Here is a 26,611-nt window from a genome sequence, read left to right on the forward strand (position 1 = left end):
CCGTTCACGCCCAGGAGCCTCCCCATGCGCCAGAAACCTACCGTCCTCTCCCGCGAGATTGTCGCCAGCAGCCGTTTGTTTCGGGTCGAAGCTGTGCAATTGCGCTTTGCCAATGGCAACGAGCGTACCTACGAGCGCTTGGTGGGACGCGGCAACGGCTATGGTGCGGTGATGGTGGTGGCCATGCTCGATGCCGAGCATGCAGTGCTGGTGGAAGAGTACTGTGGCGGTACCGACGAGTACGAGTTGTCGTTGCCCAAGGGCTTGATCGAGCCGGGTGAAGACGTGCTGGCAGCGGCAGACCGCGAGCTCAAGGAAGAGGCCGGCTTTGGTGCCCGCCAGCTTGAGCATCTGACCGAGCTGTCGCTGTCGCCTGGCTACATGAGCCAGAAGATTCAGGTAGTGCTGGCCACCGACTTGTACGAAGAGCGCCTTGAAGGCGATGAGCCGGAGCCGATGCGCGTCGACAAGATCAACCTGCGTGAATTGTCGGCATTGGCGCAGCACCCGCAGTTTTCCGAAGGCCGCGCGCTGGCAGCACTGTACCTGGTGCGTGACCTGCTGACGCAACGCGGGGCGTTCAGCGCATGAATGATCTGCAACTGATGCAGCAGGTGGTCGAGCTGGCACGTCAGGCGGGCAACGCCATTCTGCCGTTCTGGCGCGCTGATGTCGCAGTGACGACCAAAGCCGATGAGTCGCCGGTGACCGCTGCCGACCTGGCTGCCCATGCGGTGATTGCCAAAGGCTTGCAAGCCCTGGCACCAGAGATCCCGGTACTGTCGGAAGAAGACTGCAATATTGCCTTGAGTGAACGTCAGCAGTGGCAGCGCTGGTGGCTGGTTGACCCGCTCGACGGCACCAAGGAGTTCATTGCCGGGACTGAAGAGTTCACCGTCAATATTGCCCTGATCGAGCGTGGCCGGGTGGTGTTTGGCGTGGTGGCGATTCCCACCAATGGTCGCTGCTATTACGGCGGTCAGGGGCTGGGTGCCTGGTGCGCCGAGACCAACGCTGCGCCGCACGCCATTAACGTGCGCCAAGCGCCAGCGCCGGGGGAGGCGTTCACTGTGGTCGCCAGCCGCCGTCATTCAAGCCCGCAACAGGACGCCCTGCTGGCCGGCTTGAGCAGCGCGGTAGGTGAGCTGAAACTGGCCAATATCGGCAGTTCGTTGAAGTTTTGCTTGTTGGCCGAAGGGGCGGCCGATTGCTATCCGCGCCTGGCGCCGACCTCGCAGTGGGATACCGCAGCGGCCCAGGGCGTGCTGGAAGGCGCGGGGGGCGAAGTGCTCGGCCTCGACGGCCAGGCTTTTACTTACCCACCACGCGAGTCGTTGCTCAACCCTTACTTCCTGGCCATCCCGGCCGCCGCCGCGTGGCGCGAGCGGTTGCTGCAACTGGCTTCAACGATGTAGCACGTACTGGCCGCTGAATTGCACTGCGGCCTCGTCACTGCCGGCATTGCACACACGGGTGTTCAGGGTCAGGCGTGCGCGGCCGCGGCGCTGGTAGGTGGCAATGAAGCGTTCCCAGACTTTCGCTTCCGGCGCTTCGCACACGGCGATGGCGGCGCCGGTGACCGGCAACGGGTAGCTGATCTGGCCTTCCTGAATGACGATATGGCCATCGTCGATCCCCGCTTCGCGCAGGCGCAAGTGCAGCCAGCCCCAGCCCACCAGCACGCTGGCACAGTACAGACTGCCGCCGAACATGGTGCTCTTGTGATTGACGTTGGGCGCCAGCGGCAATTGCAGGCGCAGTTGCTGGTTGTGCCAGTCGAGCACTTCCATGCCCATCTCGCGGGTCAGCGGAATGTCGCTGTGCAGCACTGATTGCAGGTAGTGGCTGTCCGTGGTCATGGGCGGTTGTCCTCTGTTTCGTCAGGGCTGGCGTTGCTGTCGGCGAAGCTCAAGCCATGTTTGCGCAGTTTGTCGTGCAGGGTCTTGCGCGGAATGCCCAGCGCTTCGGCCAGGCTGCGCATGGAGCTGTGCGGTTGGCTCAGTTCGGCGGCAATCAGCGAGCGCTCGAACTGCTCGACCTGATCACTGAGGTTGCCGCCCGTAGCCAACGCCGGTTGCTCGTGGGGTTGCTCCGGGGCCTGGCCATCAAGAGCCAGTTCCAGCCCCAGGGCGAAGCGTTCGGCGGCATTTTGCAGCTCACGCACATTGCCGGGCCAATTGTGGCGCAGTAGCAGCCCACGCTGGGTTGGCTGCAAGGTATGAGCAGGCAGACCGTGGCGCTGGCTCGCGGCATCGGCGAAGTGCTGGAACAACACCAGGATGTCATCACCGCGTTCGCGCAGCGGTGGGATACGCAGCGGCGCAACGTTCAGGCGATAGTACAAGTCGGCGCGAAAGCGCCCCTGGTCAGCGGATTGGCGCAGGTCTTCTTTAGTGGCAGCGATGATGCGGATATCCAGCGGGATCTGCTGGTTGCCGCCCAGGCGCTCAACCACTCGCTCTTGCAGCAAGCGCAACAGCTTGACCTGAACATCCAGGCTCATGCTTTCGATTTCGTCGAGAAACAGGGTGCCGCCGTTGGCGAACTCGAATTTGCCGATCCGGCGCTTTTGCGCCCCGGTGAAGGCGCCGGGCTCGTGGCCGAACAGCTCGCTTTCGACCACCGACTCGGCCAGGGCGCCAGCGTTGATGGCGACAAAAGGCCCATCGCGGCGGCTGGACAAGTCATGCAGGGCGCGGGCCACCACTTCCTTGCCGGCGCCGGTCTCACCGAGGATCAGCACATCGGCGCGGGTCGCCGCCAGGGCACCGATTTGCTCGCGCAGCCGCGTCATCGAAGGCGACTGGCCGACCAGGCGGGTGCTGAGTTGCTGGCGATCGCTCAGGGCCAGGCGCAGGCTGCGGTTTTCCAGGACCAGACGGCGCAGGGCCAGCGCGCGGCGCACGCTGTCGAGCAGGGCATCGCTGGCAAACGGCTTTTCGAGAAAGTCGTAGGCACCGGCGCGCATGGCTTGTACCGCCAGCGGTACATCCCCGTGGCCGGTAATCAGCAGCACTGGCAAATCAGGGTCTTGGGCATGCACCTGTTGCAGCAGTTCCATGCCGTCGATGCCGGGCATGCGGATATCGCTGACCAGCACACCCGGCCAGTCAGCTTCGATACGCGAGGCCAGATGCTGCGCATCGCTCAACGACAGGACTTTAAGGCCGGCAAGGTCGAGGGTCTGACTCAAGGCCTGGCGCAGGTGCGGATCGTCGTCGACCAGGATCACCTGAATGCGGCTGTCGATGGGCGGCTCGGTGGTCATGCCGATGGGTCCTCTGAGGTTTGCAGGTTGGCGCCAGGGGTGGCCACGCGCAGTTGCAGGGTGAGCAGGGCGCCACCTTCAGGGTGATTGCCAAGCAGCAACTCGCCGCCCAGCGCGCGCATCAAGGTATCGCAGATCGCCAGGCCCAGGCCAAGACCCTGGGTACGCGTCTTGGTGGTGAAAAACGGTTCGCGTGCCCGGGCCAGTGCTTCGCTGGTAAAGCCCGGGCCGTTGTCGCGAATGTACAGGTAGACGTTGCCATCACGCTGTTCGGCACTGAGCATGAGCCTGCGCGGGTTGGCTTTTTCGGTCAGGGCATCGAGGGCGTTGGCCAGCAGGTTGCCCAGCACCTGACGCAGGCGGGTTTCACCGGCCTGTACCCACAGTGTGGCGTCGGGCAGGTCACGTACCAGCTCCACCGCCATCGCCCGTCGGCGCTTGGCCAGCAGGGCCAGGGCGTCATCCAGTGCGGGCTGGAGTGCCACGCTTTCCGGGGCATGCCGGTCGCGGCGGGCAAAGGCGCGCAGGTGGGCAATGATCGAGGCCATGCGCCCGGTCAACTCGCTGATCAGCTTGAGGTTGCTGCGGGCGTCATCGGTGCGTTGATGGTCGAGGAGGATTTCGGCGTTTTCGGCATAGCTGCGGATCGCCGCCAGGGGCTGGTTGAGCTCATGGCTGATGCTCGCCGACATGGTGCCCAGCACCGACAGTTTGCCAGCCTGGACCAGCTCGTCCTGGGCGCGCACCAGCTCTTGCTGGGCCTGCTCACGCTCCAGCACTTCAGTTTTCAGTCGGGTATTGAGGCCTTCGAGGTCGGCGGTGCGCTCGATTACGCGCTTTTCCAGCTCGTGACGGGCGTGGGCCTCGAAATCAATGCGGTCCATGTAATGACGGCGCCGCTGCATCATCAGGCCGAGCAACAGCATGAGCACCAACAGGGTGGCGCCGCCGATGGCGACAACGGTGTTCACCGAGCGGTCGATCAGGGTGCGCGGCGCAAGGATGCTGACTTGCCAGCCGGTTTCTTCAATGGCCTGGGTCTGGATCAACCAGGCGTCCTGGTTCAGGTTCAGGGGCTGCGGGGTTTGCGTTGGGTAAGGCTGAATGGCGGCGATGGCTTCACGCTCGGTGTCGGTCAGCGGCCGGGTCGCCCGGAAGCGCCAGTCGGGGCGTGAGGTGAGAATCACCACGCCGTTATGGTCGGTGAGCAGCAGTTGCTCAGGTGTTTTGCCCCACAAGGTTTCGGTGTGATCGAGATCGACCTTGACCACCAGTACACCAATGATCTGCTCGCGGTCGCGCACGGCGGCAGCGAAAAAATAGCCACGTTTGGCGGATGTGGTGCCTTGGCCGAAAAAGCGTCCCAGGCGCCCTTGCACGGCATCGGTGTAGTAGGGCCGGAAAGTGAAGTTACGGCCAACGAAACTGTCTTGTTTGTCCCAGTTGGAGGCCGCCAGGGTGTTGCCCTTGACGTCCATCAGGTACATGACTTCGGCGCCGGTCTGGGTGGCGATGTCTTTGAGCAGGCGGTTGGCGTTGGTCAGGGTTTCCAGGCGCAGCGGGTCAGCCAGCACCGCCCGCAATGCCGGCAGGTCGCCGAGGATCTGCGGCAGGGTTTCATAGCGGTGCAGGGTGCCGAGCAGGTTGGCCACGTAGAGGTCGAGGGTCTGGCGGTTTTGCCCAGCCAGCTCGTCCTGGTAGTAGTGTTTGGCCAGGTGCTGCAACGGCCAGAGCAACGGCGCCAGACACACGGCCAGCAAGGCCAGGCTGCGCCATCGCGGGCGACGGGGAAGTGGTGGAATCTTGATCATCGTAAATGCGCCAGAATCGTCTGGCGCATTATGCGCTACTTCAGGCAGTCGATCAGCGCCTGCTGCCAGTGCGGTTGGCTGACCTGCCATTCGCGTTGCAGGCGACTGCAGTCCAGGCGCGAGTTCAACGGGCGGCGGGCCGGGGTCGGATAGTCACTGGAAGGAATAGGCAGCAACTGAGCGCAGGGCAGGCCCTGGGCCTTGAGCTGCTCGGCGATGGCCTGGGCGAAACCGAACCAGGAGGTTTCACCTTGCGCGGTCAAGTGGTAGATACCCCAGGCACCGGCCTGGCCGGCCTGCCAGCGTTCGATCAGGGCGCGGGTGCTGAGGGCGATGGTGCCTGCCCAGGTGGGCGCGCCGATCTGGTCGGCAACGATGCGCAGTTCCGGCTTTTCCTGCAGCAAGCGCTGCATGGTGAGCAGGAAGTTACGCCCGTGTCGCGAGTACACCCAGCTGGTGCGCAGGATCAGGTGCTGGCCACCGACAGCGCTGATGGCCTGTTCGCCTGCCAATTTGCTTTGACCGTAGACACCCAGCGGATTGGGCGGGTCATCTTCGTTGTAGGCGCCGTCTTTGCTGCCGTCGAAGACATAGTCGGTGGAGTAGTGAATCAGCGGGATGCCGAGCTTCTTCGCTTCTTCTGCGAAAATGCCCGGTGCCTGGGCATTGATCGCAAAGGCCAGCTCCGCTTCGCTTTCAGCTTGATCCACCGCAGTGTGGGCAGCGGCGTTGATGATCAGGTCTGGCTTGAGCGCTTGGACCTGTTGGCGGATAGCCTCCGGCTGGGCCAGATCGAGCTGTTCGCGGCCCAGCACATGCAGCTGGCCGAGGTCACCCAGGCGCTGTTGCAGCTCCCGGGAAACCTGACCGTGCTGGCCGCTGATCAGGATGCTCAGGTGGCGTGCCGTCATGGGAACACGTCCAGCTCTTTGAGCAATTTGCCGGCCTGGTCTTTTTCAGACAGGCGCGGCGCTTCGCTCAATTGCCAGTCGATGGCCAGGTCCGGGTCATCCCAGCGAATGCAGCGTTCGGCTGCCGGGTTGTAGTAGTCGGTGGTTTTGTAGACAAACTCGGCGCTGTCGCTGAGCACCACGAAGCCGTGAGCGAAACCTTCCGGCACCCACATCTGGCGACGGTTGTCGGCCGACAGCCGCGCAGCGACCCACTTGCCGAAGTGTGGCGAGCTGCGGCGAACATCGACGGCCACATCCAGCACTTCACCGTGAATCACACGCACCAGCTTGCCCTGGGTATTTTCCAGTTGGTAGTGCAAGCCACGCAGCACGCCTTTCTCGGACTTGGAATGGTTGTCCTGAACAAAGGTGGTGATGATGCCGGTCTGTTCTCTGAAGACTTTCTCGTTAAAGCTTTCGAAGAAAAAACCGCGGCTGTCACCGAACACTTTCGGCTCGATGATCAGCACGTCGGGTAGATCTGTTTTTATAACGTTCATTAATGTTCTTCAGCCAAGCCGTAGAGGTATTGTCCGTAGCCGGTCTTGCCAAATGCCTTGGCACGTTCCAGCAGTTGTGTGCGGTCGATCCAGCCCTGCTGGAACGCAATTTCTTCCAGGCAGGCCACCTTCAGGCCCTGGCGGCGCTCAATGGTTTGCACGTACTGCGACGCTTCCAGCAGGCTGTCGTGGGTACCGGTATCGAGCCAGGCAAAGCCACGGCCGAAACGTTCGACGCGCAGGTCGCCACGTTGCAGATAGGCGTTGTTGACGTCGGTGATTTCCAGTTCGCCGCGTGGCGAAGGTTTAACGTTTTTGGCGATTTCCACCACATCATTGTCGTAGAAATACAGGCCGGTTACTGCATAAGGCGACTTGGGTTTGGCAGGTTTTTCTTCGATCGACAGTGCACGGCCATGTTGATCGAAGTCGACCACCCCGAAGCGCTCCGGATCTTTGACCAGGTAGCCGAATACCGTAGCACCGGAGGGCTGGCGGATAGCCCGCAGCAGTTGCTCGCTGAAGCCCTGGCCGTGAAAGATGTTGTCGCCCAGGATCAGGCACACTGGATCGTTACCGATGAATTCTTCGCCAATCAAAAAGGCCTGGGCCAAACCGTCGGGCGAAGGCTGTTCGGCATAGCTGAGGGTGATACCAAACTGGCTGCCGTCACCGAGTAGCTGTTTGTACTGGGGCAAGTCATTCGGTGTAGAGATCAGCAGGATTTCCCGGATCCCGGCCAGCATCAGCACGGAAAGCGGGTAGTAGATCATCGGTTTGTCATAGATCGGCAGCAGTTGTTTGGACACGCCCAGGGTGATGGGGTGCAAGCGGGTGCCGGAGCCACCGGCCAGAACGATACCTTTGGTCATGCAATAAGATCCTTGAAGTTGCTGAAGCCAAGGCGCTGCCCTTGATAACTACCGTCCTGTACCCGTTGGCACCATTCCAGGTTTTCCAGGTACCACTGCACGGTCTTGCGCAGCCCGCTGTTGAAGGTTTCTGTCGGAGTCCAGCCCAGTTCACGTTCGATCTTGCTGGCGTCGATGGCATAACGCTGGTCGTGGCCCGGGCGATCCTCAACGAAGGTGATCAGGTCGGCATACTGCGCCACGCCTGCCGGGTGCTGTGGGGCGAGCTCTTCGAGCAAGGCGCAGATGCCGCGCACCACATCGATGTTTTTCTGCTCGTTGTGGCCGCCAATATTGTAGGTTTCGCCCACCTGGCCCTCGGTGACCACCTTGAGCAAAGCGCGGGCATGGTCTTCAACGAACAACCAGTCACGCACCTGCAGGCCATTGCCATACACCGGCAGTGGCTTACCGGCCAGGGCGTTGAGGATGACCAGCGGAATGAGTTTTTCCGGAAAGTGGAAAGGCCCGTAATTGTTCGAGCAGTTGGTGATCAGCACCGGCAGGCCATAAGTGCGCTGCCAGGCGCGGACCAGATGGTCGGACGCCGCCTTGCTCGCCGAGTAAGGTGAGCTTGGCGCATAGGGCGTGGTTTCGGTGAACAGGTCATCAACGCCATGCAGGTCGCCATACACTTCATCGGTGGAAATGTGATGAAAGCGAAAAGCTGCGCGCGCTTGCGCAGGCAGCGTCATCCAGTAGGCGCGTGTTGCTTCCAGCAGGCTGTAGGTGCCGACGATGTTGGTCTGAATGAAGTCTGACGGGCCATCGATCGAGCGGTCGACATGCGATTCTGCCGCAAGGTGCATGATTGCCTGGGGTTCAAAGCGCTTCAGCACCGCGCTGACCGTTGTCTGATCAGCGATATCGGCCTGGACAAATTCATAGCGGGTATTGGTCGCGATACGGGTCAGCGACTCCAGATTGCCGGCATAGGTCAGCTTGTCGAGGTTCAGCACCTCGTGCTCGGTATTGTCGATCAGGTGACGAATCAGGGCCGAGCCGATGAAGCCGGCACCGCCGGTAATGAGTATTCGCATGTCCAATGACCTTTGATGAATCTGTTGATGTTCGCTCAAGCCTAGCTCGCAAACAGTTATAAGCAGGAGCAAAGCGGTACCGCTGTCCGGGCAGGTTACTGTGCAATGCCTCGTTGTTCATCGCTTTTTACCGGCCATGCTTGCTTATCGGCCAAAGCGGTGGCGATATAAGCAGCAAAAAAAACGAGGTCGTACCATGCCGCTCAGTACCCTGATTCATCGCTCCACGCAGCCCTGCCCCGACGTCAGCGAGCAGCAGGCGCTGCTTTTAGTGCAGGAGCACTACGGGCTTGGCGGTACGTTGCAGTCGTTGGGCAGTCAGCAAGACCTGAATTTTCGCGTCGACAGCGCCCAGGGCCGTTATGTGCTGAAAATCTGTCACGGCGATTATGCCACTGCTGAACTGCAAGCTCAGCACGCGGCCTTGAGTTACCTACGTGAGCGCGGGCTGCCGGTACCAGCCGTGGTGGCTGCAGGTTCCGGTGAGCAATTGCTGGCGCTGGATGTGCAGGGCCAGCTGCTGCGGGTACGGTTGCTCGACTACATCGAAGGGCAGTCGCTGACTCGCCTCAAGCACATGCCGCCACAGCTGATTGCCGAGTTGGGCAGGCTCTGCGCGCGGATCGACCAGGCTTTGGCCGATTTCACCCATCCCGGCCTTGAGCGCACGCTGCAATGGGACCCACGCCACGCCCCGGCGCTGATTGCCCACTTGCTGCCGGTGCTCAGCGACGGGCCACGCAAGGCGCAATTGCTTGCGGTCACTGAAAAGGCCGAACAACGCTTGCGGCCCCTGCTTGAACAGCTACCGATGCAAGCCGTGCACCTGGACATCACCGATGACAACGCCGTGTGGCAGCGTGATGAACAGCGCCAATGGCAGCTACAAGGGGTGATCGATTTCGGTGATTTGCTGCACACCTGGCGCATCGCCGACTTGTCGGTAACCTGCGCGGCCCTGCTGCATCATGCCGAAGGCGATCCACTGCGCATTTTGCCCGCCGTTCAGGCCTATCATGCGCTCAACCCGCTGACCGAAGCCGAACTGCAGGCGCTCTGGCCGATGATCGTGGCGCGCGCTGCGGTGCTGGTGCTCAGCAGTGAGCAGCAACTGAGCGTCGATCCGGGCAACACCTACATTCGTGACAACCTGAGCCACGAGTGGGAAATCTTTGATGTCGCCACCAGCGTACCGTTCGAGCTGATGGAGGCTGCAATTCTGCACGTAACAGGCTTTGCCGCACCTGCCGTGGCGCAGCAAGGCGGGGTGCTGTTGCCAGGCCTGGTGGCGGGTACCGTAAAAACCGTGGACCTGGGCGTGCTGAGCAGTCATTGCCAGGCTGGCAACTGGGAGCAACCGGGGTTTGATCAGCAGTTGCTCCGCGAGCAGGCCGCTGAGCAAGGTGCGGCCTGTTCGCTGTACGGGCAGTATCGCTTGTCGCAAACCCATATCGACAACCCGCAAGAACCCGCCACTTTTGCCCTGAACGTTGAGCTGCAGGCCCCGGCGGGCACCGCGTTGCAGGCACCCTGGGCCGGTGTCTGGCTACAAACGGGCGCCGGTCAGGGATGCTTGAAGGGTGAGCAGTGCAGCCTGTGGCTGCGTGGGCTGGTGAATGCGCCGGAGTCCGGTGCGCAACTGAGCCAAGGCCAGCCGTTGGGCCAGACCGATGGCGTGTTGAGTGTGCAGCTGTGCCGTGTCGCCGACCTGTGCCCGCCCGCCTTTGTGGTGCCATCGCGGGCCGCGGCCTGGGCGGCCTTGTGCCCGTCGCCGCAAGCCGTCTTGGGGTTTGCTTGTGAGGCCGAGCCGCTGGTCGATGCGCAACAACTGCTGGCGCGTCGTGACGCCAGCTTTGCCCGTTCGCAGAAGCACTACTACGAGCAGCCACCGCATATCGAGCGCGGCTGGCGTAACTACCTGATCGACATGCAGGGGCGCTCGTACCTGGACATGCTCAACAACGTCGCGGTGCTCGGTCACGGCCACCCACGCATGGCCAGTGAATCCGCGCGCCAGTGGTCGCTGGTCAACACCAACTCGCGCTTTCACTATGCGGCGATCGCCGAGTTCTCCGAGCGTTTGCTGGAGCTGGCGCCGGACTCGATGGACCGGGTGTTCCTGGTCAACAGTGGTACCGAGGCCAACGACCTGGCGATTCGCCTGGCCTGGGCCTACAGCGGTGGTCGTGACTTGCTCAGCGTGCTAGAGGCTTACCACGGCTGGTCGGTGGCCACCGATGCGATTTCCACCTCGATTGCCGACAACCCCCAGGCATTGAGCACGCGGCCGCAGTGGGTGCACCCGGTGATCGCGCCGAACACCTACCGTGGGGCGTATCGCGGCGATGACAGCACCGCTGATTATCTGCGTGATGTCGACGCCAAATTGGAGGCTTTGGCCAGCGAGCAGCGGCAATTGGCCGGGTTCATCTGCGAGCCAGTGTATGGCAACGCGGGCGGCATCTCGCTGCCACCGGGCTATCTGCAACAGGCGTATGCCAAGGTGCGCGCGGCGGGTGGCGTGTGCATTGCCGACGAAGTGCAGGTTGGCTACGGGCGGTTGGGCGAGTACTTCTGGGGCTTTGAGCAGCAAGGCGTGGTGCCGGACATCATCACCATGGCCAAGGGCATGGGCAATGGCCAGCCACTGGGCGTGGTCATCACCCGCCGGGAGATTGCCGAGGCGCTGGAGGCCGAGGGTTATTTCTTCTCGTCTGCCGGCGGTAGCCCGGTCAGCTGCCGGATCGGCATTGCCGTGCTGGATGTCATGAAAGAGGAAGGCCTGTGGGACAACGCCCGCGATGTTGGCCGCTACTTCAAGGCACGCTTGCAGGCATTGGTCGATAAACATCCGTTAGCCGGTGCTGTGCATGGTTCGGGTTTCTACCTGGGGCTGGAGTTGGTGCGTGATCGCAGCACCCTGGAGCCGGCCAGCGAAGAAACCACCACCCTGTGCAACCGCCTGCGTGACTTGGGCATCTTCATGCAGCCTACTGGCGACTACCTGAACATCCTCAAGATCAAGCCGCCGATGTGTACCACCCGTGCCAGCGTGGACTTCTTCGTCGACAGTATCGACAAGGTGCTGAGCGAAGCGCTCTAGCCCGTGGCTTAAAAGCCGGATAAACCGATAACAATCGGTTTATCCGGCTTTTTTGTGGCTGAAATTTTTGATTTGTCACTTTTAAAGCCGATATTTATCGGATATAAAGTCGTCCATCACCCAGCAATCTGTTTTCGGTCGCCTGCACGGTCAGTCGGCCCGGTTGTCCTTCGAGGAGGTTTCATGAGCCGCACCGTCACTGTCGCCGCCACTCAGATGGCGTGTTCCTGGGATCGCCAGGACAACCTGGCCACCGCCGAAAAACTGGTTCGTGAAGCAGCTGCCAAGGGCGCGCAGATCATCCTGATCCAGGAACTGTTCGAAACCCCGTACTTCTGCCAGAAGCCGAATCCGGATTACCTGCAACTGGCGACGCCGGTTGAGACCAACGCCGCGATCGAGCATTTCCAGGCCCTGGCCAAAGAGCTGCAGGTAGTGCTGCCAATCAGCTTCTTCGAACTGGCCGGGCGTGCGCGCTTCAACAGCATCGCGATCATCGATGCCGACGGCAGCAACCTCGGTGTGTACCGCAAGACTCACATCCCGGATGGCCCTGGCTACCACGAAAAGTATTACTTCAACCCGGGCGACACCGGCTTCAAGGTCTGGCAAACCCGTTACGCCAAGATCGGCGTCGGCATCTGCTGGGACCAGTGGTTCCCCGAGTGCGCGCGCAGCATGGCGCTGCTGGGTGCCGAAGTGCTGTTCTACCCGACCGCCATCGGCAGCGAGCCGCACGACAAGACCATCTCCTCGCGCGACCATTGGCAGCGCGTACAGCAAGGCCATGCCGGCGCTAACCTGATGCCGCTGATTGCCAGCAACCGTATTGGTAACGAAGCGCAAGACGGCTACGACATCACCTTCTATGGCTCCTCGTTCATCGCCAACCAGTTCGGCGAGAAAGTCCAGGAGCTCAACGAGACCGAAGAGGGCGTGCTGGTGCATACTTTCGACCTCGACAAACTGGAGCACATCCGCAGCGCCTGGGGCACTTTCCGTGACCGCCGTCCGAACCTGTACGGCCCGGTGAAAACCCTCGATGGCGCGCTGGAATCCTGATCGTCCACTGACCCTGCTGCAGGCCCCGAATGCCTGCGGCGAACACTGCAAAGGTTTACACATGAAGACCCTGACCAGCACCCCACGCGCCGACGGCTTTTACATGCCAGCCGAATGGGCGCCGCAAACCCAGGTATGGATGGTCTGGCCTGAGCGTCCGGACAACTGGCGTCTGGGCGGCAAACCGGTACAAGCTGCACACGTGACGCTGGCCAATGCCATCGCCCGTTTCCAGCCGGTCACCGTGGCCGTTTCTGCCGCACAATACGACAACGCTCGCGCCCGTCTGGATGCGCCGAACATTCGTGTGGTTGAAATCAGCAACGACGACGCTTGGGTGCGTGACACCGGGCCAACCTTCGTCATCAACAACAGCGGCGAAGTCCGTGGCGTTGACTGGGGCTTCAATGCCTGGGGTGGTTTCGAAGGCGGGCTGTATGCGCCGTGGAACCGTGACGAGCAAGTGGCAAGCAAAGTTCTCGAAATGGAACGTTGCCCGCGCTACCACACCGAAGGCTTTGTGCTGGAAGGCGGTTCGATTCACGTCGATGGTGAAGGCACCCTGATCACCACCGAAGAATGCCTGCTCAACCACAACCGCAACCCACACCTCAATCGCGAGCAGATCGAAGCGGTGCTGCGTGACCACCTGGCGGTGGACACCATCATCTGGCTGCCCGATGGCCTGTACAACGACGAAACCGACGGCCATGTCGACAACTTCTGTTGTTACGTGCGCCCAGGTGAAGTGTTACTGGCCTGGACAGATGATCCTCAAGACCCCAACTACGCACGTTGCCATGCCGCACTTGAAGTGCTGCAGAACAGCCGCGATGCCAAAGGTCGCACCTTTACAGTGCACAAGATGCCGATTCCGGGACCGCTGTTCGCCACTGAAGAAGAGTGCGCGGGTGTCGATCCGGTTGCCGGTAGCCAGGAGCGTAACCCCTCGGTTCGCCTGGCGGGTTCCTACGTCAACTTCCTGATCGTCAACGGCGGCATCATCGCGCCAAGCTTCGACGACCCGGCAGATGCCGAGGCTAGAGCGATTCTGGCCCGAGTGTTCCCGGAGCATGAAGTGGTGATGATCCCAGGGCGCGAGATGCTTTTGGGCGGCGGCAATATCCACTGCCTGACCCAGCAGCAGCCGGCCCCATTCAAGGGCTGAATTTGCGCAAATAAAAAACCCGTCTTCGGACGGGTTTTTTTATGGGCGGGCGACAGTCGGCGTGAGCGCTGGCACACCTCTTGTATTTGTTTTGCATTGTATTTCAAACAGATAGGGCAAATCGGTTCTGTCACAAAGTTTGAGTAATTTAGCCGCTCACGGCCCAGGGAGTACGTGTTGAAATGAATGCAGTAAGTGAGTCGGCTTCGCCCTCATCGGCAATGAACCCGCAGTCACTCCAGCGAGTGGCGCAGTGGTTGAAAGACAACAGAGTTATCCGGGGCAGGAAGTCCGATCACCGTCGAGTGTTGCTGGCGCGTTACCCAACAGGCTTGATCACCGAAGCAGAGCTGGAAGCCCTGCTCGGTAGCTGAATACCTGTAGGAGCGGGCTTGCCCCGCGATACGATGTGACTGACAGATCGCTATCGCGGGGCAAGCCCGCTCCTACCGGGGTGGGTTAGAAGCTGTAGGTGCCGGTCACGACCAAGCTGCGCGGATCACCGAACTGGATCTGCGCGGCACTGGTTGCCGAGCTGTAGTAAGTCTTGTCGGTAATGTTGTTCAGCGCGGCGCGCAGGTCCCAGTCTTTGGCGCGGAAACCGGCCAGCGCGTCCCAACGGCCATAGCCAGGCAGCACCGCAGTGTTCTGGTTGTCGGCGTAACGTTCGCCAACAAAGGTCAAACCAGTTTCGCCGTACCAACCCATCTCCGGCTTCCAGGTCACGAATACGCTGCCATTGCGCTTGGCGACGTTGCTGACCCGATTGCCTTCCTGGCCGTTGCTGTCTTCAACGATGGTGGCGTCCTGAATACCGATCCCACCACGCATGTACCAGTTGCCAACGATGTTGCCGGTGGCCGTCAGTTCAATACCACGCGAGCGCTGCAGGCCGGTCATCAGCGTGACATCCGGCTGGTTCGGGTCGCTGGTGCGGCGGTTGTAGAGTTCCAGCTCGTAAATGGCCAGCGTGGTGCTCAGGCGCTCGTCGAGCCAGTCGCTCTTGACCCCCACTTCTTTCTGGCGGGTCTCTTCAGGGCTGGTCTCGTTGCTGTTGCCCGGGGCGCCTGGGGTAATACCGATCAGGCCACCACCCACTGGCGAGAAGGTCTTGCTCCAGGAGGCATAGAAGGAGTGTTCCTTCCACGGTGAATACACCACGCCCAGACGCGGGCTGGTGCTGTTGCTGTCCTGCTTCTCGGAAAGGTCGTTCTTGAGCTTGTTGGTGGTTTCCACTTCGAATTGGTCGAAGCGCACACCGGCCAGCACTTGCCATTGATCGTTCAGGCGCAGTTGGTCCTGGATGTACAGGCCGCGGCTATCGACCACCGTGTGGTTGTTGCTCGACGCGATCATCTGCCCGTTGTACTGCGCGTTACGGTCAGGGTTGTACACGTTCACGCTCGGCACTGGCGTGGCATTTTTGTACAGCAGCGGGTCACGACGCTGATGGCCGAACTCCACGCCAGTCAGCAAGGTGTGCTGCAGGCCGAAGGTGTCGAAGTTGCCTTCCAGTTCCACGTTGTTGAACAGGTTGCGGGTGTTGAGGTCTTGCTGCCAGCGTTGGCGGGTAACTTGCCCGGTCTTGGCGTTGTAGCCCGTCTGATAGGTGTTGTCGAAATCACTGTTGAGCTTGAACAAGCCCAGGGTGTGGCGCACCTGCCAGTTTTCGCTGAGCTGGTAATTCAGGCGCGAGCGCAGCGATTGCGCTTTGTCGTCGATGAAGTCGCGCTGGGTATCACCGTAGGTGGTGGAGCGGCTGACATCGGCCGGGCGGCCATTGATGCTCGGGATGCCGCGATCAGGGGTACGGTTGTAGCGGCTGTATTCATACTGCACCAGCCAGTTCAGGTCTGGGGTCAGTTGCCAGCTCATCGACGGCGCGAACAGCTGGCGGCTGCCGTCGATGCCATGACGGAAACTGTTGTTGTCCTGGTTGCCCATGTTCAGGCGCAGGCTGATGTTATCGCTCGGGTCGGCGCTGAGGTCGGCATACAGGCTGCGCAGGTCTTCGCTGCCGCCTTGCGCTTCGATGCTCGAACGGCGTCCGGCTTCGGGCAGCTTGCTGATGCGGTTGACGATCCCGCCCTGGCTGCCACGCCCGTACAGGACCGCTGCCGGGCCCTTGAGCACTTCGATGCGTTCAATGTTGTGCAGGTCGCGCACGTATTGGCTGTCGTCGCGGATGCCGTCCAGATAAAAGTCGTTACTGGCATCGAAGCCGCGGATGCGCACACTGTCAAAGCGCGTATCGGCGCCGGTGCTGACGTTCGGGATACCACTGAGCGCCTTGCCCAGGTCATTGCTGCCGTAGTCCAGTACGTTGCTGGTTTTTACCGCGTCGATGGTTTGCGGAACGTAACGTGCTGGTGTCGAAGTGCGGGTAGCGGTGCTGACTTCCTTGACCCGGGGATCGTCCTGATCACGGTCGCTTTCAGCGGTCACCGAAAGCTCGGGCAAGTTCAGGGGAGCGGCAACTGCCAGGGTGGAACCGAGAAACAGGGATACACCCAAGGTCAAGGGTGAGAGGCGGCAGGGGGCAGGCATTGAAAACATCCGAGGGTATTAGACGAAAGCGGGATTGAAAAAGCGCGCGAATGATAATGCGTGCTATTTACTTATGTTATTCGTTTCTCTTCTGCTTTCGTAGTTTTATGTTTCAATTTGTTTCGTGCTTGTCAGGGGCATTTCACGAATTTTTGACATGCTCATCTTTACACGGATAGGATTCGGTCAACGCCTGTAGGCCCATGAGCCAAGAGTCCAGAATAAAAGGCCCGCTGCGAACTTCGCAGGCGGGCTTTTTGTTTTCTGACCCGCGAGCGTCAACCCACGCAGGGGGCGTGGTTTTTGGCGTCGGCCGCAGTGCGTATTTGACTAAGTAATAAGGAAAATAAAATGTTGAAATCCAGGATCAGCCTGGTCGCGCTGGGGCTTATGGCCGCGACTCAGGTTTCGGCCAATGACCAGGCCAACGCAAAGGGCTTTATCGAAGACAGCAGCGCCAGCCTGCTGCTGCGCAACGCCTTCATCAACCGTGACAAGAAGCACGACACCCAGGACCAGCGGGAATGGGGTCAGGCTTTCATCGGTAAGTTCTCCTCTGGCTTCACCCAGGGCACCGTCGGTGTCGGTGTAGATGCTTTCGGTCTGTACGCAGTGCGTCTGGACGGCGGTAAAGGTCATAACGGCGGCGCCGGTATCGACTTCTTCAAGCCGGCTGATGGCGACTCGCCGACCAACCAGCAGAACTCCCCGCACAACCTGGCCCGTGGTGGCGCAGCCGTTAAATTCCGCGTTTCCAACACTGTACTGAAGTACGGTGACCAAATGCCGGAACTGCCAGTGCTGCAGTACGATGACGGCCGCCTGCTGCCAGAAAGCTACACCGGTACCCTGATCACCTCCAAAGAGATCAAGGGCCTGGAACTGAACGCCGGTCGTTTCACCCAGGAAGCGCGTAAAAGTGCTGAAGGCCGTGACAGCGGTGGCCTGAAAGCCATCAACGTGTTTGGCGGTAGCTACAAGTTCACCGACAACCTGTCGGCCTCGCTGTACGGCTCCGACGTTGAAGACGTGCTGAAGAAGCAGTACCTGGGCGTGAACTACGTTCACCCGCTCGCGTCTGACCAGTCCCTGACCCTGGACTTCAACGGTTACAAGACCAAGCTGGATCGCGACTTCGCTTCTGACGACCGTCGTGACAACACCATCTGGAGCCTGGCGGCAACCTACGCCTTCGGCCCGCACTCGATCACCCTCGCGCACCAGCGCAGCACCGGTGATACCGGCTACAACTACGGCTTCTACCAGAACGCCGGCGGTATCGGTGACGGTGGTTCGACCATCTACCTGGCCAACTCCTACTGGTCTGACTTCAACAACGAAGACGAACGCTCCTGGCAGCTGGGCTACGGCCTGGACTTCGGCGCCTTCGGTGTACCGGGTCTGACCTACAAAGTGGCTTACGTGCGTGGTGACAACATCAACACCCGTGGCTTCGGCGAAGGTGAAGAGCGCGAAATCTTCAACCAGTTCAAGTACGTGGTTCAGGAAGGTGCTGCCAAAGACCTGTCGATCAAACTGCGTAGCTCGTTCCTGCGTACCTCGAACAGCATGCGTCAGGCTGAGCTGAACGACGACGGCAACGAAGTCCGCGTATTCGTTGAATACCCGATCAGCATTCTCTGATCGATTCGCGGGGCAAGCCCGCTCCTACCGGTAGGAGCGGGCTTGCCCCGCGAGACGACCCCAGCGTCAAGCCGGGGTCGTATGTTTACGACGTGCAGCGAGTATCACTGGCTGCACCTCGCCTGTCTCCGGCTCAAAACTGTCACTGCGAGCCATCCGCCACATCCGCGCATAAAACTCACTGTCAATCGAGCCGCTGAGCAACTCGCCAGGCTTGAGGAACACGTGCAACTGCGAAAACAGCCGAATCTCGCTGGCACTGATACGCCGTACCAGGTGCTTGGGTTTAAGCTGCGACGGATGTTCAAGCCCCGCAGCCGCAAGCATCTCTGCCAGCGCATGCAAGGTATTGCGGTGAAAGCTGTACACCCGCTCGGCCTTGTCCGGCACCACCAGTGCGCGTTGTCGAAGCGGATCCTGAGTCGCCACCCCGGTGGGGCACTTGTTGGTGTGGCAACTCTGCGACTGAATGCAGCCAATGGCGAACATAAAGCCACGTGCCGAGTTGACCCAGTCCGCCCCGATTGCCAACACACTGGCAATATCGAAAGCGCTGACAATCTTGCCGCCCGCACCAATTCGCACCTTGTCGCGCAGGTTCAGGCCAACCAGGGTGTTATGCACAAACATCAAACCTTCGCGCATCGGCACGCCGATGTTGTCGCTGAACTCGCGCGGCGCAGCGCCGGTGCCGCCTTCCTTGCCGTCGACCACGATAAAGTCTGGAACAATGCCGGTGACCAGCATGGCCTTGGCGATGCCCATGAACTCCCACGGGTGACCCAGGCAAAACTTGAACCCCACTGGCTTGCCGCCCGACAGTTCGCGCAGTTGCGCGATGAACTGCAGCAACTCGATGGGCGTGCGAAAGGCACTGTGCGCAGCCGGTGAAATGCAGTCTTCACCCACCGTTACGCCACGGGTGGCAGCAATCTCGCTGCTGACCTTGTGCCCCGGCAGAATCCCGCCGTGCCCGGGTTTGGCGCCCTGGCTCAGCTTGATTTCAATCATCTTCACCTGCGGGTCACGCGCTTGCCTGGCGAAGCGGTCGGGGTCGAAGCGACCGGCAGGCGTGCGGCAACCAAAGTAGCCGCTGCCAATCTCCCAGATCAGGTCCCCGCCGTGTTCACGGTGATACGGGCTGATGCTGCCTTCGCCAGTGTCATGGGCGAAGCGGCCTTTCTTCGCGCCCTGGTTGAGCGCAGCGATGGCGTTGGCGCTGAGGGCGCCGAAGCTCATCGCCGAGATGTTGAAGATCGACGCCGAGTAGGGCTGACGGCACTGCGGGCCACCAATGGCGATGCGAAACGAGGCGGGGTCGGGGGTGTCGGCCGGCAACATCGAATGGCTGATGAACTCGAAGCCTGGGCGATACACATCGTTGAGCGTGCCAAAGGCCTTTTCGGCGCTTTCGTTCTTCGCCCGTGCATACACCAGTGAACGCTGGGCCCGCGAGAACGGCAGTTTGTCGTCATCGCCTTCGAGCAGGTACTGGCGAATCTCCGGGCGGATGGTTTCGATCAAGTAACGGATATTGCCCAGAATCGGGTAGTTGCGCCGCACGGCATGATGGCTTTGGCGCAGGTCGTTCAGGCCAACCAGGCTGAGCAACGCGCAGATCACCGTGAAGGGCCAGAGCCAGGCATGGCTGGCAAGGAAGGGCAGGCTGATGAAGGTGAAGAGCAGGCAGCCGGCCAGACAGGCGTAACGGCTGGGGAGCGAAGCTTTCATGAATCTTCCGCTGACAGGAGTAATCGTGCCTAGGATAGGGCAAGCACTGCAGCGGAAAACCCGTGAATTCGGTAAAAGACTTTTATCCCCGTGGTGCTTGCAAGGCCCGCGCTAGCGCGTTAGTTCGCTTGCTACTGATCCTTACTCCGCAACTTGCATAACTGCCGTGGGCAGCCTGCATGTTACAAGGCATTTCCAGTATTTTCAGGCGCCTGTGCACCATGTTTGCCACCTCTTCCGCCCCCAGAACACAGGGGTTCGGCCTGCTCTGCCTGGCCAGTTACCTGTTGTCGTTGTCGTACGGTTCGACGTTCTTGTTGTCGCTGCTGGTAAGCAGCCGTGGCGGTAACGAGCAGGATGCCGGGCAGATCATTTCACTGGCCATGCTCAGTACCGTGGTGGCGGTGTTGGTGAGCGGGCACCTGGCCGACCGCTTGGGCTCGGCGCGGGCCATTGTGCTGTCGGCGTTGTGCCTGGTGGCGGCGTGCCTGGGTTTTGCCCTGGTGCCCGGCACTGGCATAGGTTTGATGCTCTGTGGCCTAACCCTGGGCCTTGGTTGGGGCGCCTTTTACACCCTGGGGCCGATTCTGGTCAGCGAACGGGTCGATGCCCAGCGCCGCACCCACAGTTTTGCGCTGCTCTCGGGCAGTATGATGAGCGGCATCGGCTCCGGGCCGCTGGTGGGCAAGCTCGCCAGCCTGTTCGGCTTGCCGGTGCAAACGGCGTTCTTCAGCGCTGCCATGGCTGCATTGCTCGGCCTGCTGATCTTCAATTACCTGGCACGCTTGCCGTCGCCCGCTACCAGCCCGGTCAGCATCAGCCGACGCGCGTGTATCGAGGTGCTGGGCTCCAGGGCGCGCTGGCCGATCGTCATGGTCGGCCTGGGCGGGGCGATTTTTGGTGGCCTGGGCAGCTTTCAAACCTCGTATGCCGGCGCGCATGGACTGGACTACTCGTTGTTTTTCATTGGCTTCATGAGTGCCGCGATCAGTTGCCGGCTGCTGGTTGCTGGCTGGGTGGTCAAGCGCGATGCCTACTGGGCGTCGTGCGTGCTCTCGGGCTTTACCGTGCTGGCGGTGCTGGCGCTGGGCTGGGGGGTAGCGGGTAACCTTGGCTACCTGCTGGCCGCGGCATTGCTCGGGGTCGGTTATGGCCTGAACTACTCGGTGATCAACGGCCTGGCGGCCAACCAGGCACCGCCCGGCCGCACGCCACAAGCCTTGCTGCTGTTCAGCCTGGCGTACTTTCTAGGGGTGTTCGGCTACCCTTGGCTGGCAGGCCGCCTGATTGTCAGCAGCGGCACTGAAGCGATGATGGTCAGCCTGCTGATCATTGCCTTGCTCAACTGGGCGATCAGTGTTGCTCGCCTGTACGGGCGCCGACGCGCCGGGACGCTGTCGGCGCCCGCCTGAGCATTTACTGCTGAGGGGCGATGGTGAACATCAGCTTATCGCCCTCAAGATAAACAAGTGCTTCCTGGCCCAGCACGTCCACCGGGACGGCCGAAACGGCTTCGTGCTCGGGGACGATCTTTTCCAGCGTTTTGTTTACCAGGTCAGCGCGCCAGACGCAGGCAAAGTCGCCACTGTTGTCGAAGTACAGCACCGGCCGGGTTGGATTCCACATCGGGTTTACCACGCTCCAACCGTTATCGTTCTTGTCCATGATCCGGTCGTAGGTGTTGCCGTCGCGCTCGTACGGGTAATGCAGCATCACGTTTGTGTTGTTGTAGTTCAGGTCGGTGGCAATCATCGCCTTGGAAAAGCGCTTGGCACCGGATTCCGCAGAAAACAGCTGGGCCGAAGGCTGGGGTTGCTCCTTGGAGCCCAGGGTGTAAGCCATGCTCTGTTCGGCTTCGCCCTTCACCCGATGCCGGTAATAGAACACCCCGTCGATGATGCCGGCATAACGCTCACCCTGATCATTGGCGCCGATGTTGTTCCAGCCGCTGAAGCGAATGTCGCGGACAATCGGGTGCAGGCCGGGGCGGGCGTCGGAGTACTCGTACAGCGAGCCGAAGTAGCGTCTCTCATAGCTATTGCCAGCGTTACGGACCGTCTGGTCGACGTGTTCGCCAACAAAAACCACCGCGTTCAACACCCCGTCCAGGATTGCCACGTCAACTATCTGGGTATACAGGTGAGGGTTAACGCCTGGGACGGTAGCCAAGGCAAAGCGTTGCCACGGTGCGTCAGTGATCTGCAGGTAGGGCTGTTGGTCTGACGATGGCCGTAAGGTAGGTGCCTCGGCCTGAGGGTCTGGCTGTGCCGGAGTCAGCCGCGTGATTTGTTGATCGTAAGCGTTCTCAATGCATGTGGCCGATTTGCACAGGTTGCGTACTTCGCGCAGCCAGCGCCGTTGCAGTTCGCGGAAAACTTTCTGGTGTTGAAGGGGTTGGTACAGTGCGCTGAGCTGTTCGTCCTTGACCGACAGCGTCGGCGCTGTACACACGGCGGTCTCTACCAGCGTACTGGCTTTGCTGCAGTCGAAACTGGCGGCAAAGGCCGCAGGGCTGGCGAAAAAGGCGCAGGCCAGGGCAGCAGGTAGCAAGCGTGAAAAGGCGTTCATCAGACATCCATGTGCACGAGAGCGGGGCAGCGATGATACGGCAGCGGCGGCCATCACCGCAAAATCATGGCCTGACCAGCGTCACGGTTATCCACAAAACTATTGATCCTGGTTAATTCTTGTACAAATTCCCCGACTAGACTGACCGCTCAGCACCCTCAAAGGGGGAGATGGCATGACGATTATCGTGACCGGCGCCGCAGGCTTTATCGGCAGCAACCTGGTGCAGGCCCTCAACCAACGCGGCGAAACCGAGATCATCGCGGTAGACGACCTTCGCGACGGCGACAAGTTTGCCAACCTGGCCGACAGCGAGATTGCCGACTACTTGGACAAAGACGACTTTCTCGAGCGTTTTGCCCGTGGCCAGTTCGGCAAGGTGCGCGCTGTCCTGCATCAAGGCGCTTGTTCCAGTACCGTCGAAAGCGACGGACGCCTGATGATGGACAACAACTACCGCTTCAGCCGCGACCTGCTGGACGCCGCCCAAGGTCTGCAAGTGCCGTTGCTGTACGCCTCATCGGCGGCGGTGTATGGCGCCGGCAGGGACTTTCGCGAACAGCGCGAATGCGAGCGGCCCCTGAACGTCTACGGCTATTCCAAGTTTCTCTTCGACCAGCGCGTGCGTCGCCAGCTACCGGTTGCCCGTAGCCAGGTGGTGGGCCTGCGTTACTTCAATGTGTACGGCCCGCATGAGCAGCACAAAGGCGCGATGGCTTCCGTCGCCCTGCATTGCTTCAACCAGTATCAGGCGCATGGCAGAGTCAGCCTGTTCGGCAGCTACGGTGACTACCCCAGCGGCGGCCACCTGCGCGACTTTGTCTCGGTAGAGGATGTGGTCAAGGTCAACCTGTTCTTTCTCGACCGCCCGCAGCTCAGCGGTATTTTCAATGTCGGCAGCGGCCGTGCCCAGCCCTTCAACGACGTTGCCCTGGCCGTGATCAACCGCCTGCGCGAACAGCAGGATCTGGCGCCGTTGTCACTGGAAATGGCCTTGCTTGAAGGCATTCTGGAATACAGCGAGTTCCCCGAGCATTTGCGTGGCAAGTACCAGTGCTACACCTGCGCCGACCTTGAGCGTTTGCGCGGCGTGGGTTACCAGGCGCCAACGCTGACCGTCGAGCAGGGGGTTGCACGTTACTGTGACTGGTTGCAGGAAACGGCGGCCTAGTTTTGGGAGCAACTGTCCCACACCACCTGTGGGAGCGGCGGTTCGGCGACCCGACTTGCCCCGCGAACACGGGCGAAGCCCGTGCCATTCACCGCAGTGCCTGCTTCGCGGGGCAAGTCGGGTCGCCGCACCGCCGCCCCCACAGAGCCTAGTGCTGACGCAGGGTTTTGACATCGCCTTTGGCTGAAGTCTCGCGCAGGTATTCGGCCAGTGAGTCATCCATGGCCTGCAGCCAGCGGGTATGGTGCGGCACTGCCGCCGTGCCGGTGATTACCGAGCGGTAGGACTTGTCGCGATAGCCCATGATGTCCTGCTTCTTGTCCGACTTCCATTTGAGGAAGATACGGTTGACCGCGTCGATGTCGAAGCTCGGGTAATCGGTTTGCTCGATCAAGTGCTGGATATAGCGGCCTTGAAATTCGTACATCGATGCCGTTGTTTCCAGGGCTTGCTCTTCGGCACGCCAGCGTTCGCTGTCGCTGTGCATCGCTGTCTGATTCGGCAGGCTGATACGCCCGAGCATGTAATCGCGGGCAAACCAGGCCTGGGCGTCGAACAGGTTGAAGCTGTACCAGAGGTCTTGCATGCCCAGGTACATCAGCTGTGGGTTCTGCTCCCACACCACACCCTGGTAAAGCCCCAGTGGCCACAGGCGGTTGTTGGTTTTCAGCGCCAGTTCATCGGGCAGGAACGGGAAGTGATGCTGGTAGCCCGTGCACAGAATGATCGCATCGACGCGCTTGCTGGAGCCGTCGGCAAAAAACGCCAGGTCGCCTTCCACCCGCTGCAATTGCGGGCGTTCTTCCCAGCCCTTGGGCCACTTGTAACCCATCGGTTGGCTACGCCAGGCGCTGGTAATCGAACGTGCGCCGTACTTGAAACACTGCGAACCGATGTCCTCGGCGGAGTAGCTGCTGCCGACGATCAGCACGTCTTTACCCTTGAACTCCAGCGCATCGCGAAAATCGTGAGCGTGCAGAATGCGCCCGGAAAAACGCTCGAAACCGGCAAAGTCCGGCACATGCGGCGTGGAGAAATGCCCGCTGGCCACCACGACAAAATCGAACACCTGCTCGATGCTCTGGTCGAGGCTGTAGTCGTGGGCATTGACTGTGAAGGTACGGCTGACTTGATCAAAGCGCACCGCTTTAACCGCAGTATTGAAGCGAATGTAATCGCGCACACCGGCCTTCTTCACCCGGCCCTGGATGTAATCCCACAGCACTTCGCGTGGCGGATACGAAGAAATCGGCCGTCCGAAGTGTTCATCGAAACTGTAGTCGGCGAACTCCAGGCACTCCTTTGGCCCGTTCGACCACAGGTAGCGGTACATACTGCCGTGCACCGGCTCACCGTGCTCATCCAGGCCGGTGCGCCAGGTGTAGTTCCACATACCGCCCCAATCGGCCTGCTTCTCGAAACAGACCACCTCGGGCATCGGTGCGCCCTGGGCATGAGCGGATTGAAAGGCACGCAACTGCGCCAGGCCAGACGGGCCGGCGCCGATAATGGCAACACGAATAGTCATAAGATTTCCTGCCAGAAAACACTGAAAAAAATGCAAAGCGTCTCCAGCCCTGAGCGGTAAAAGCCCGAGCGATGGAAAGCGGAAAATTCAGGTGTCAGTGAGCAGGCGGAGGAACAGGGCGCTTGCGCTTGTGGGCCAGCAGGGTGTCGCGAGGTGGAATCGACAGCGTGTGAAACAGCGTCGAGAGGGGGGAGCTGCACAGCGAAAGGTCAGCGGCGAAGGAGGGCCCGAAAGGCTTGCCGAACAGCGCGGCAAACGGGCCCTGGGGGCGAAAGATACGTGTGTTCTCGTTCATGATGGGCTGATTCTGCCTCTTCTCGTTATGGATGCCTTTTTAGCTATAACGGATGGGGGCAGGGATTACAAGGTTGGCGGTCCCTGGGTGGGAGCGGGCTTGCCCCGCGATAGCGTTTTGTCAGCCATATCGCATCGCGGGGCAAGCCCGCTCCTACAGGTCAGTTCAAGGTTTGCTTGTCTGCGGCCGATACCGGTCAATTGTCCGGTAGAAGATGTACACAACAGACCATGAACAAAAATCTGCGTTTCAGTCACAAGATTCTGTTAGCCGCGTCATTGATCGTAATGCTCGCGTTTACCCTGTTCACCCTCTACAGCGATTACCTGCAGCGCAATGCGACACGCGTCAGCCTGGAAAACTACCTGGCTGAAATGGGTAAATCGACTTCCACCAACATCCGCAACCTGCTGGAAGGGCGGATCAATCTGGTGGAAAACCTGGCACAGAACATTGCCCAAGAGCCCGCCAACGCCGAGACGCTGATGGGCCAGAAAGCGCTGATCTCGAGCTTTCTCACCGTCTACCTAGGCAAAGTCGATGGCGGCTTCAGTGTTCGTCCAGACGCCAAGATGCCCGACGGCTATGACCCGCGCCCACGCCCCTGGTACAAGGACGGCATGAGCGCCAACGGCGCGATACTCACCGAGCCTTACATCGACCTGACCACCAACAAGATGGTCATTGGCATCCTCAGCAAGGTCTCCTCCAGCATCGGTGTGGTCGGCGGCGATCTGTCGTTGGACGGCCTGGTGGAAATCATCAACTCGCTGAACATCGGCGGCATGGGCTATGCCTTCCTGGTCAACGACCAAGGCAAGATTCTGGTTCATCCAGACAACACGCTGGTGATGAAGTCGCTGTCGGATCTGTACCCTGAGCGCACACCGAAACTGTCGGGTGAACTGACCGAAGTCGAGGTCGATGGCCAGCCGCGTCTGCTGACCTTTGCGCCGATCCACGGGCTGCCTTCGGCCAATTGGTACGTCGGTCTGTCGGTCGACAAAGACAAAGCCTATGCAATGCTCAGCGATTTCCGTACTTCGGCGATCATTGCCACGCTGATCGCCGTGGCCATCATCATCACCCTGCTCGGCCTGCTGATTCGCGTACTGCTGCAACCGTTGAACACGATGATCCGCGCCATGGAAGACATCGCCGAAGGTGAAGGCGACCTGACCAAGCGCCTGGCCATCCACAGCCACGACGAATTCGGCGCGCTGGGTAGCGCGTTCAACCGTTTCGTCGAACGTATTCACACCTCGATCCGCGAAGTGTCCTCGGCTACCGAGCAGGTCAACGAAGTGGCCT

At 60.6% G+C, this 26,611-nt stretch carries 21 protein-coding genes and 1 pseudogene; 10 read left to right on the forward strand and 12 right to left on the reverse strand.

The features are described from left to right. The first annotated feature begins 24 nt into the window (after positions 1-24). Entirely contained in the window at positions 25-591 is a 567-nt protein-coding gene (nudE, locus tag ACVWSC_RS01270) for an ADP compounds hydrolase NudE (protein WP_133216452.1), read from the forward strand. Then, on the forward strand, positions 588-1,415 hold the full coding sequence (gene cysQ, locus ACVWSC_RS01275) for a 3'(2'),5'-bisphosphate nucleotidase CysQ (protein WP_442111512.1): 828 nt from the start codon (positions 588-590) through the stop codon (positions 1,413-1,415). Before nudE ends, cysQ begins: the two co-directional genes overlap by 4 nt. Here cysQ and ACVWSC_RS01280 read toward each other — a convergent pair. The 7 genes from ACVWSC_RS01280 to rfbB are packed head-to-tail and all read right to left on the reverse strand — an operon-like array spanning position 1,404 to position 8,483. Next, the gene (locus ACVWSC_RS01280) at positions 1,404-1,859 is read right to left on the reverse strand and encodes a YiiD C-terminal domain-containing protein (protein ID WP_442111513.1); all 456 of its coding nucleotides are present in this window, start codon (positions 1,857-1,859) and stop codon (positions 1,404-1,406) included. The genes cysQ and ACVWSC_RS01280 overlap by 12 nt on opposite strands. Beyond that, a complete protein-coding gene (locus ACVWSC_RS01285; protein ID WP_442111515.1) occupies positions 1,856-3,268 on the reverse strand; it encodes a sigma-54-dependent transcriptional regulator in 1,413 nt (470 codons plus the stop codon). Before ACVWSC_RS01285 ends, ACVWSC_RS01280 begins: the two co-directional genes overlap by 4 nt. Then, positions 3,265-5,079: a sensor histidine kinase gene (locus ACVWSC_RS01290; RefSeq protein ID WP_442111517.1), complete on the reverse strand. Its 1,815-nt coding sequence runs from the start codon at positions 5,077-5,079 to the stop codon at positions 3,265-3,267. The genes ACVWSC_RS01285 and ACVWSC_RS01290 overlap by 4 nt, the downstream gene beginning before the upstream one ends. A 35-nt stretch (positions 5,080-5,114) precedes the next feature. Next, entirely contained in the window at positions 5,115-5,990 is an 876-nt protein-coding gene (gene rfbD / locus ACVWSC_RS01295; RefSeq protein ID WP_442111519.1) for a dTDP-4-dehydrorhamnose reductase, read from the reverse strand. After that, positions 5,987-6,532 (reverse strand): dTDP-4-dehydrorhamnose 3,5-epimerase, encoded by a 546-nt coding sequence (gene rfbC, locus ACVWSC_RS01300; RefSeq protein ID WP_442111521.1) that lies wholly within the window; start codon positions 6,530-6,532, stop codon positions 5,987-5,989. Before rfbC ends, rfbD begins: the two co-directional genes overlap by 4 nt. Beyond that, positions 6,532-7,404, reverse strand: coding sequence for a glucose-1-phosphate thymidylyltransferase RfbA (rfbA, locus tag ACVWSC_RS01305; RefSeq protein ID WP_442111523.1), 873 nt, complete (start codon positions 7,402-7,404; stop codon positions 6,532-6,534). Before rfbA ends, rfbC begins: the two co-directional genes overlap by 1 nt. Further along, entirely contained in the window at positions 7,401-8,483 is a 1,083-nt protein-coding gene (rfbB, locus tag ACVWSC_RS01310; protein WP_442111524.1) for a dTDP-glucose 4,6-dehydratase, read from the reverse strand. Before rfbB ends, rfbA begins: the two co-directional genes overlap by 4 nt. A gap of 196 nt (positions 8,484-8,679) precedes the next feature. Here rfbB and ACVWSC_RS01315 point away from each other — a divergent pair, with 196 nt between their 5' ends. From ACVWSC_RS01315 to ACVWSC_RS01330, 4 genes are all read left to right on the forward strand, one after another. Then, positions 8,680-11,586, forward strand: coding sequence for an aminotransferase (locus tag ACVWSC_RS01315; protein ID WP_442111526.1), 2,907 nt, complete (start codon positions 8,680-8,682; stop codon positions 11,584-11,586). A 183-nt stretch (positions 11,587-11,769) separates the two neighbouring features. Then, positions 11,770-12,648 (forward strand): N-carbamoylputrescine amidase, encoded by an 879-nt coding sequence (gene aguB / locus ACVWSC_RS01320; RefSeq protein ID WP_442111528.1) that lies wholly within the window; start codon positions 11,770-11,772, stop codon positions 12,646-12,648. Between the two features lie 61 nt (positions 12,649-12,709). Next, a complete protein-coding gene (gene aguA / locus ACVWSC_RS01325) occupies positions 12,710-13,816 on the forward strand; it encodes an agmatine deiminase (protein ID WP_442114239.1) in 1,107 nt (368 codons plus the stop codon). Positions 13,817-13,998: 182 nt separating this feature from the next. Further along, complete coding sequence (locus ACVWSC_RS01330; protein WP_442111529.1) at positions 13,999-14,190, forward strand: hypothetical protein; 192 nt, start codon at positions 13,999-14,001, stop codon at positions 14,188-14,190. An 85-nt stretch (positions 14,191-14,275) separates the two neighbouring features. On the opposite strand, the gene ACVWSC_RS01335 is transcribed toward ACVWSC_RS01330, so the two are convergent. Then, positions 14,276-16,363, reverse strand: coding sequence for a TonB-dependent receptor (locus ACVWSC_RS01335; RefSeq protein WP_442111531.1), 2,088 nt, complete (start codon positions 16,361-16,363; stop codon positions 14,276-14,278). A gap of 351 nt (positions 16,364-16,714) precedes the next feature. Here ACVWSC_RS01335 and ACVWSC_RS01340 point away from each other — a divergent pair, with 351 nt between their 5' ends. Beyond that, entirely contained in the window at positions 16,715-18,007 is a 1,293-nt protein-coding gene (locus ACVWSC_RS01340; protein WP_442111533.1) for an OprD family porin, read from the forward strand. 66 nt (positions 18,008-18,073) lie between these two features. Here the strand turns inward: ACVWSC_RS01340 and ACVWSC_RS01345 are convergent, their stop codons facing one another. After that, a complete protein-coding gene (locus ACVWSC_RS01345; RefSeq protein ID WP_442111535.1) occupies positions 18,074-19,738 on the reverse strand; it encodes an FMN-binding glutamate synthase family protein in 1,665 nt (554 codons plus the stop codon). Positions 19,739-19,959: 221 nt separating this feature from the next. Between ACVWSC_RS01345 and ACVWSC_RS01350 the strand changes: the two genes are divergently transcribed. Beyond that, on the forward strand, positions 19,960-21,150 hold the full coding sequence (locus tag ACVWSC_RS01350) for an MFS transporter (RefSeq protein WP_442111537.1): 1,191 nt from the start codon (positions 19,960-19,962) through the stop codon (positions 21,148-21,150). A gap of 4 nt (positions 21,151-21,154) precedes the next feature. On the opposite strand, the gene ACVWSC_RS01355 is transcribed toward ACVWSC_RS01350, so the two are convergent. Further along, positions 21,155-22,306 (reverse strand): lysozyme inhibitor LprI family protein, encoded by a 1,152-nt coding sequence (locus ACVWSC_RS01355; RefSeq protein ID WP_442111539.1) that lies wholly within the window; start codon positions 22,304-22,306, stop codon positions 21,155-21,157. A 175-nt stretch (positions 22,307-22,481) separates the two neighbouring features. Between ACVWSC_RS01355 and rfaD the strand changes: the two genes are divergently transcribed. Further along, entirely contained in the window at positions 22,482-23,477 is a 996-nt protein-coding gene (rfaD, locus tag ACVWSC_RS01360) for an ADP-glyceromanno-heptose 6-epimerase (protein ID WP_442111541.1), read from the forward strand. 148 nt (positions 23,478-23,625) lie between these two features. Here rfaD and ACVWSC_RS01365 read toward each other — a convergent pair whose 3' ends face one another. Together ACVWSC_RS01365 and ACVWSC_RS01370 are read right to left on the reverse strand one after the other, a co-directional pair. Further along, on the reverse strand, positions 23,626-25,005 hold the full coding sequence (locus tag ACVWSC_RS01365) for a flavin-containing monooxygenase (RefSeq protein ID WP_442111543.1): 1,380 nt from the start codon (positions 25,003-25,005) through the stop codon (positions 23,626-23,628). A gap of 94 nt (positions 25,006-25,099) precedes the next feature. Then, on the reverse strand, positions 25,100-25,300 hold the full coding sequence (locus ACVWSC_RS01370) for a hypothetical protein (RefSeq protein ID WP_442111545.1): 201 nt from the start codon (positions 25,298-25,300) through the stop codon (positions 25,100-25,102). A gap of 287 nt (positions 25,301-25,587) precedes the next feature. Between ACVWSC_RS01370 and ACVWSC_RS01375 the strand changes: the two are divergent. Next, positions 25,588-26,547: pseudogene (locus ACVWSC_RS01375) on the forward strand (HAMP domain-containing protein); the annotation flags it as partial. Positions 26,548-26,611 lie beyond the last annotated feature (64 nt).

The organism is Pseudomonas sp. NUPR-002 (assembly GCF_056322725.1).

Excerpts from the sequence above, each read along its gene's own strand:
- nudE (WP_133216452.1), top strand. The coding sequence starts at position 25 with ATGCGCCAGAAACCTACCGTCCTCTCCCGCGAGATTGTCGCCAGCAGC.
- cysQ (WP_442111512.1), top strand. The coding sequence starts at position 588 with ATGAATGATCTGCAACTGATGCAGCAGGTGGTCGAGCTGGCACGTCAG.
- ACVWSC_RS01280 (WP_442111513.1), bottom strand. The coding sequence starts at position 1,859 with ATGACCACGGACAGCCACTACCTGCAATCAGTGCTGCACAGCGACATT.
- ACVWSC_RS01285 (WP_442111515.1), bottom strand. The coding sequence starts at position 3,268 with ATGACCACCGAGCCGCCCATCGACAGCCGCATTCAGGTGATCCTGGTC.
- ACVWSC_RS01290 (WP_442111517.1), bottom strand. The coding sequence starts at position 5,079 with ATGATCAAGATTCCACCACTTCCCCGTCGCCCGCGATGGCGCAGCCTG.
- rfbD (WP_442111519.1), bottom strand. The coding sequence starts at position 5,990 with ATGACGGCACGCCACCTGAGCATCCTGATCAGCGGCCAGCACGGTCAG.
- rfbC (WP_442111521.1), bottom strand. The coding sequence starts at position 6,532 with ATGAACGTTATAAAAACAGATCTACCCGACGTGCTGATCATCGAGCCG.
- rfbA (WP_442111523.1), bottom strand. The coding sequence starts at position 7,404 with ATGACCAAAGGTATCGTTCTGGCCGGTGGCTCCGGCACCCGCTTGCAC.
- rfbB (WP_442111524.1), bottom strand. The coding sequence starts at position 8,483 with ATGCGAATACTCATTACCGGCGGTGCCGGCTTCATCGGCTCGGCCCTG.
- ACVWSC_RS01315 (WP_442111526.1), top strand. The coding sequence starts at position 8,680 with ATGCCGCTCAGTACCCTGATTCATCGCTCCACGCAGCCCTGCCCCGAC.
- aguB (WP_442111528.1), top strand. The coding sequence starts at position 11,770 with ATGAGCCGCACCGTCACTGTCGCCGCCACTCAGATGGCGTGTTCCTGG.
- aguA (WP_442114239.1), top strand. The coding sequence starts at position 12,710 with ATGAAGACCCTGACCAGCACCCCACGCGCCGACGGCTTTTACATGCCA.
- ACVWSC_RS01330 (WP_442111529.1), top strand. The coding sequence starts at position 13,999 with ATGAATGCAGTAAGTGAGTCGGCTTCGCCCTCATCGGCAATGAACCCG.
- ACVWSC_RS01335 (WP_442111531.1), bottom strand. The coding sequence starts at position 16,363 with ATGCCTGCCCCCTGCCGCCTCTCACCCTTGACCTTGGGTGTATCCCTG.
- ACVWSC_RS01340 (WP_442111533.1), top strand. The coding sequence starts at position 16,715 with ATGTTGAAATCCAGGATCAGCCTGGTCGCGCTGGGGCTTATGGCCGCG.
- ACVWSC_RS01345 (WP_442111535.1), bottom strand. The coding sequence starts at position 19,738 with ATGAAAGCTTCGCTCCCCAGCCGTTACGCCTGTCTGGCCGGCTGCCTG.
- ACVWSC_RS01350 (WP_442111537.1), top strand. The coding sequence starts at position 19,960 with ATGTTTGCCACCTCTTCCGCCCCCAGAACACAGGGGTTCGGCCTGCTC.
- ACVWSC_RS01355 (WP_442111539.1), bottom strand. The coding sequence starts at position 22,306 with ATGAACGCCTTTTCACGCTTGCTACCTGCTGCCCTGGCCTGCGCCTTT.
- rfaD (WP_442111541.1), top strand. The coding sequence starts at position 22,482 with ATGACGATTATCGTGACCGGCGCCGCAGGCTTTATCGGCAGCAACCTG.
- ACVWSC_RS01365 (WP_442111543.1), bottom strand. The coding sequence starts at position 25,005 with ATGACTATTCGTGTTGCCATTATCGGCGCCGGCCCGTCTGGCCTGGCG.
- ACVWSC_RS01370 (WP_442111545.1), bottom strand. The coding sequence starts at position 25,300 with ATGAACGAGAACACACGTATCTTTCGCCCCCAGGGCCCGTTTGCCGCG.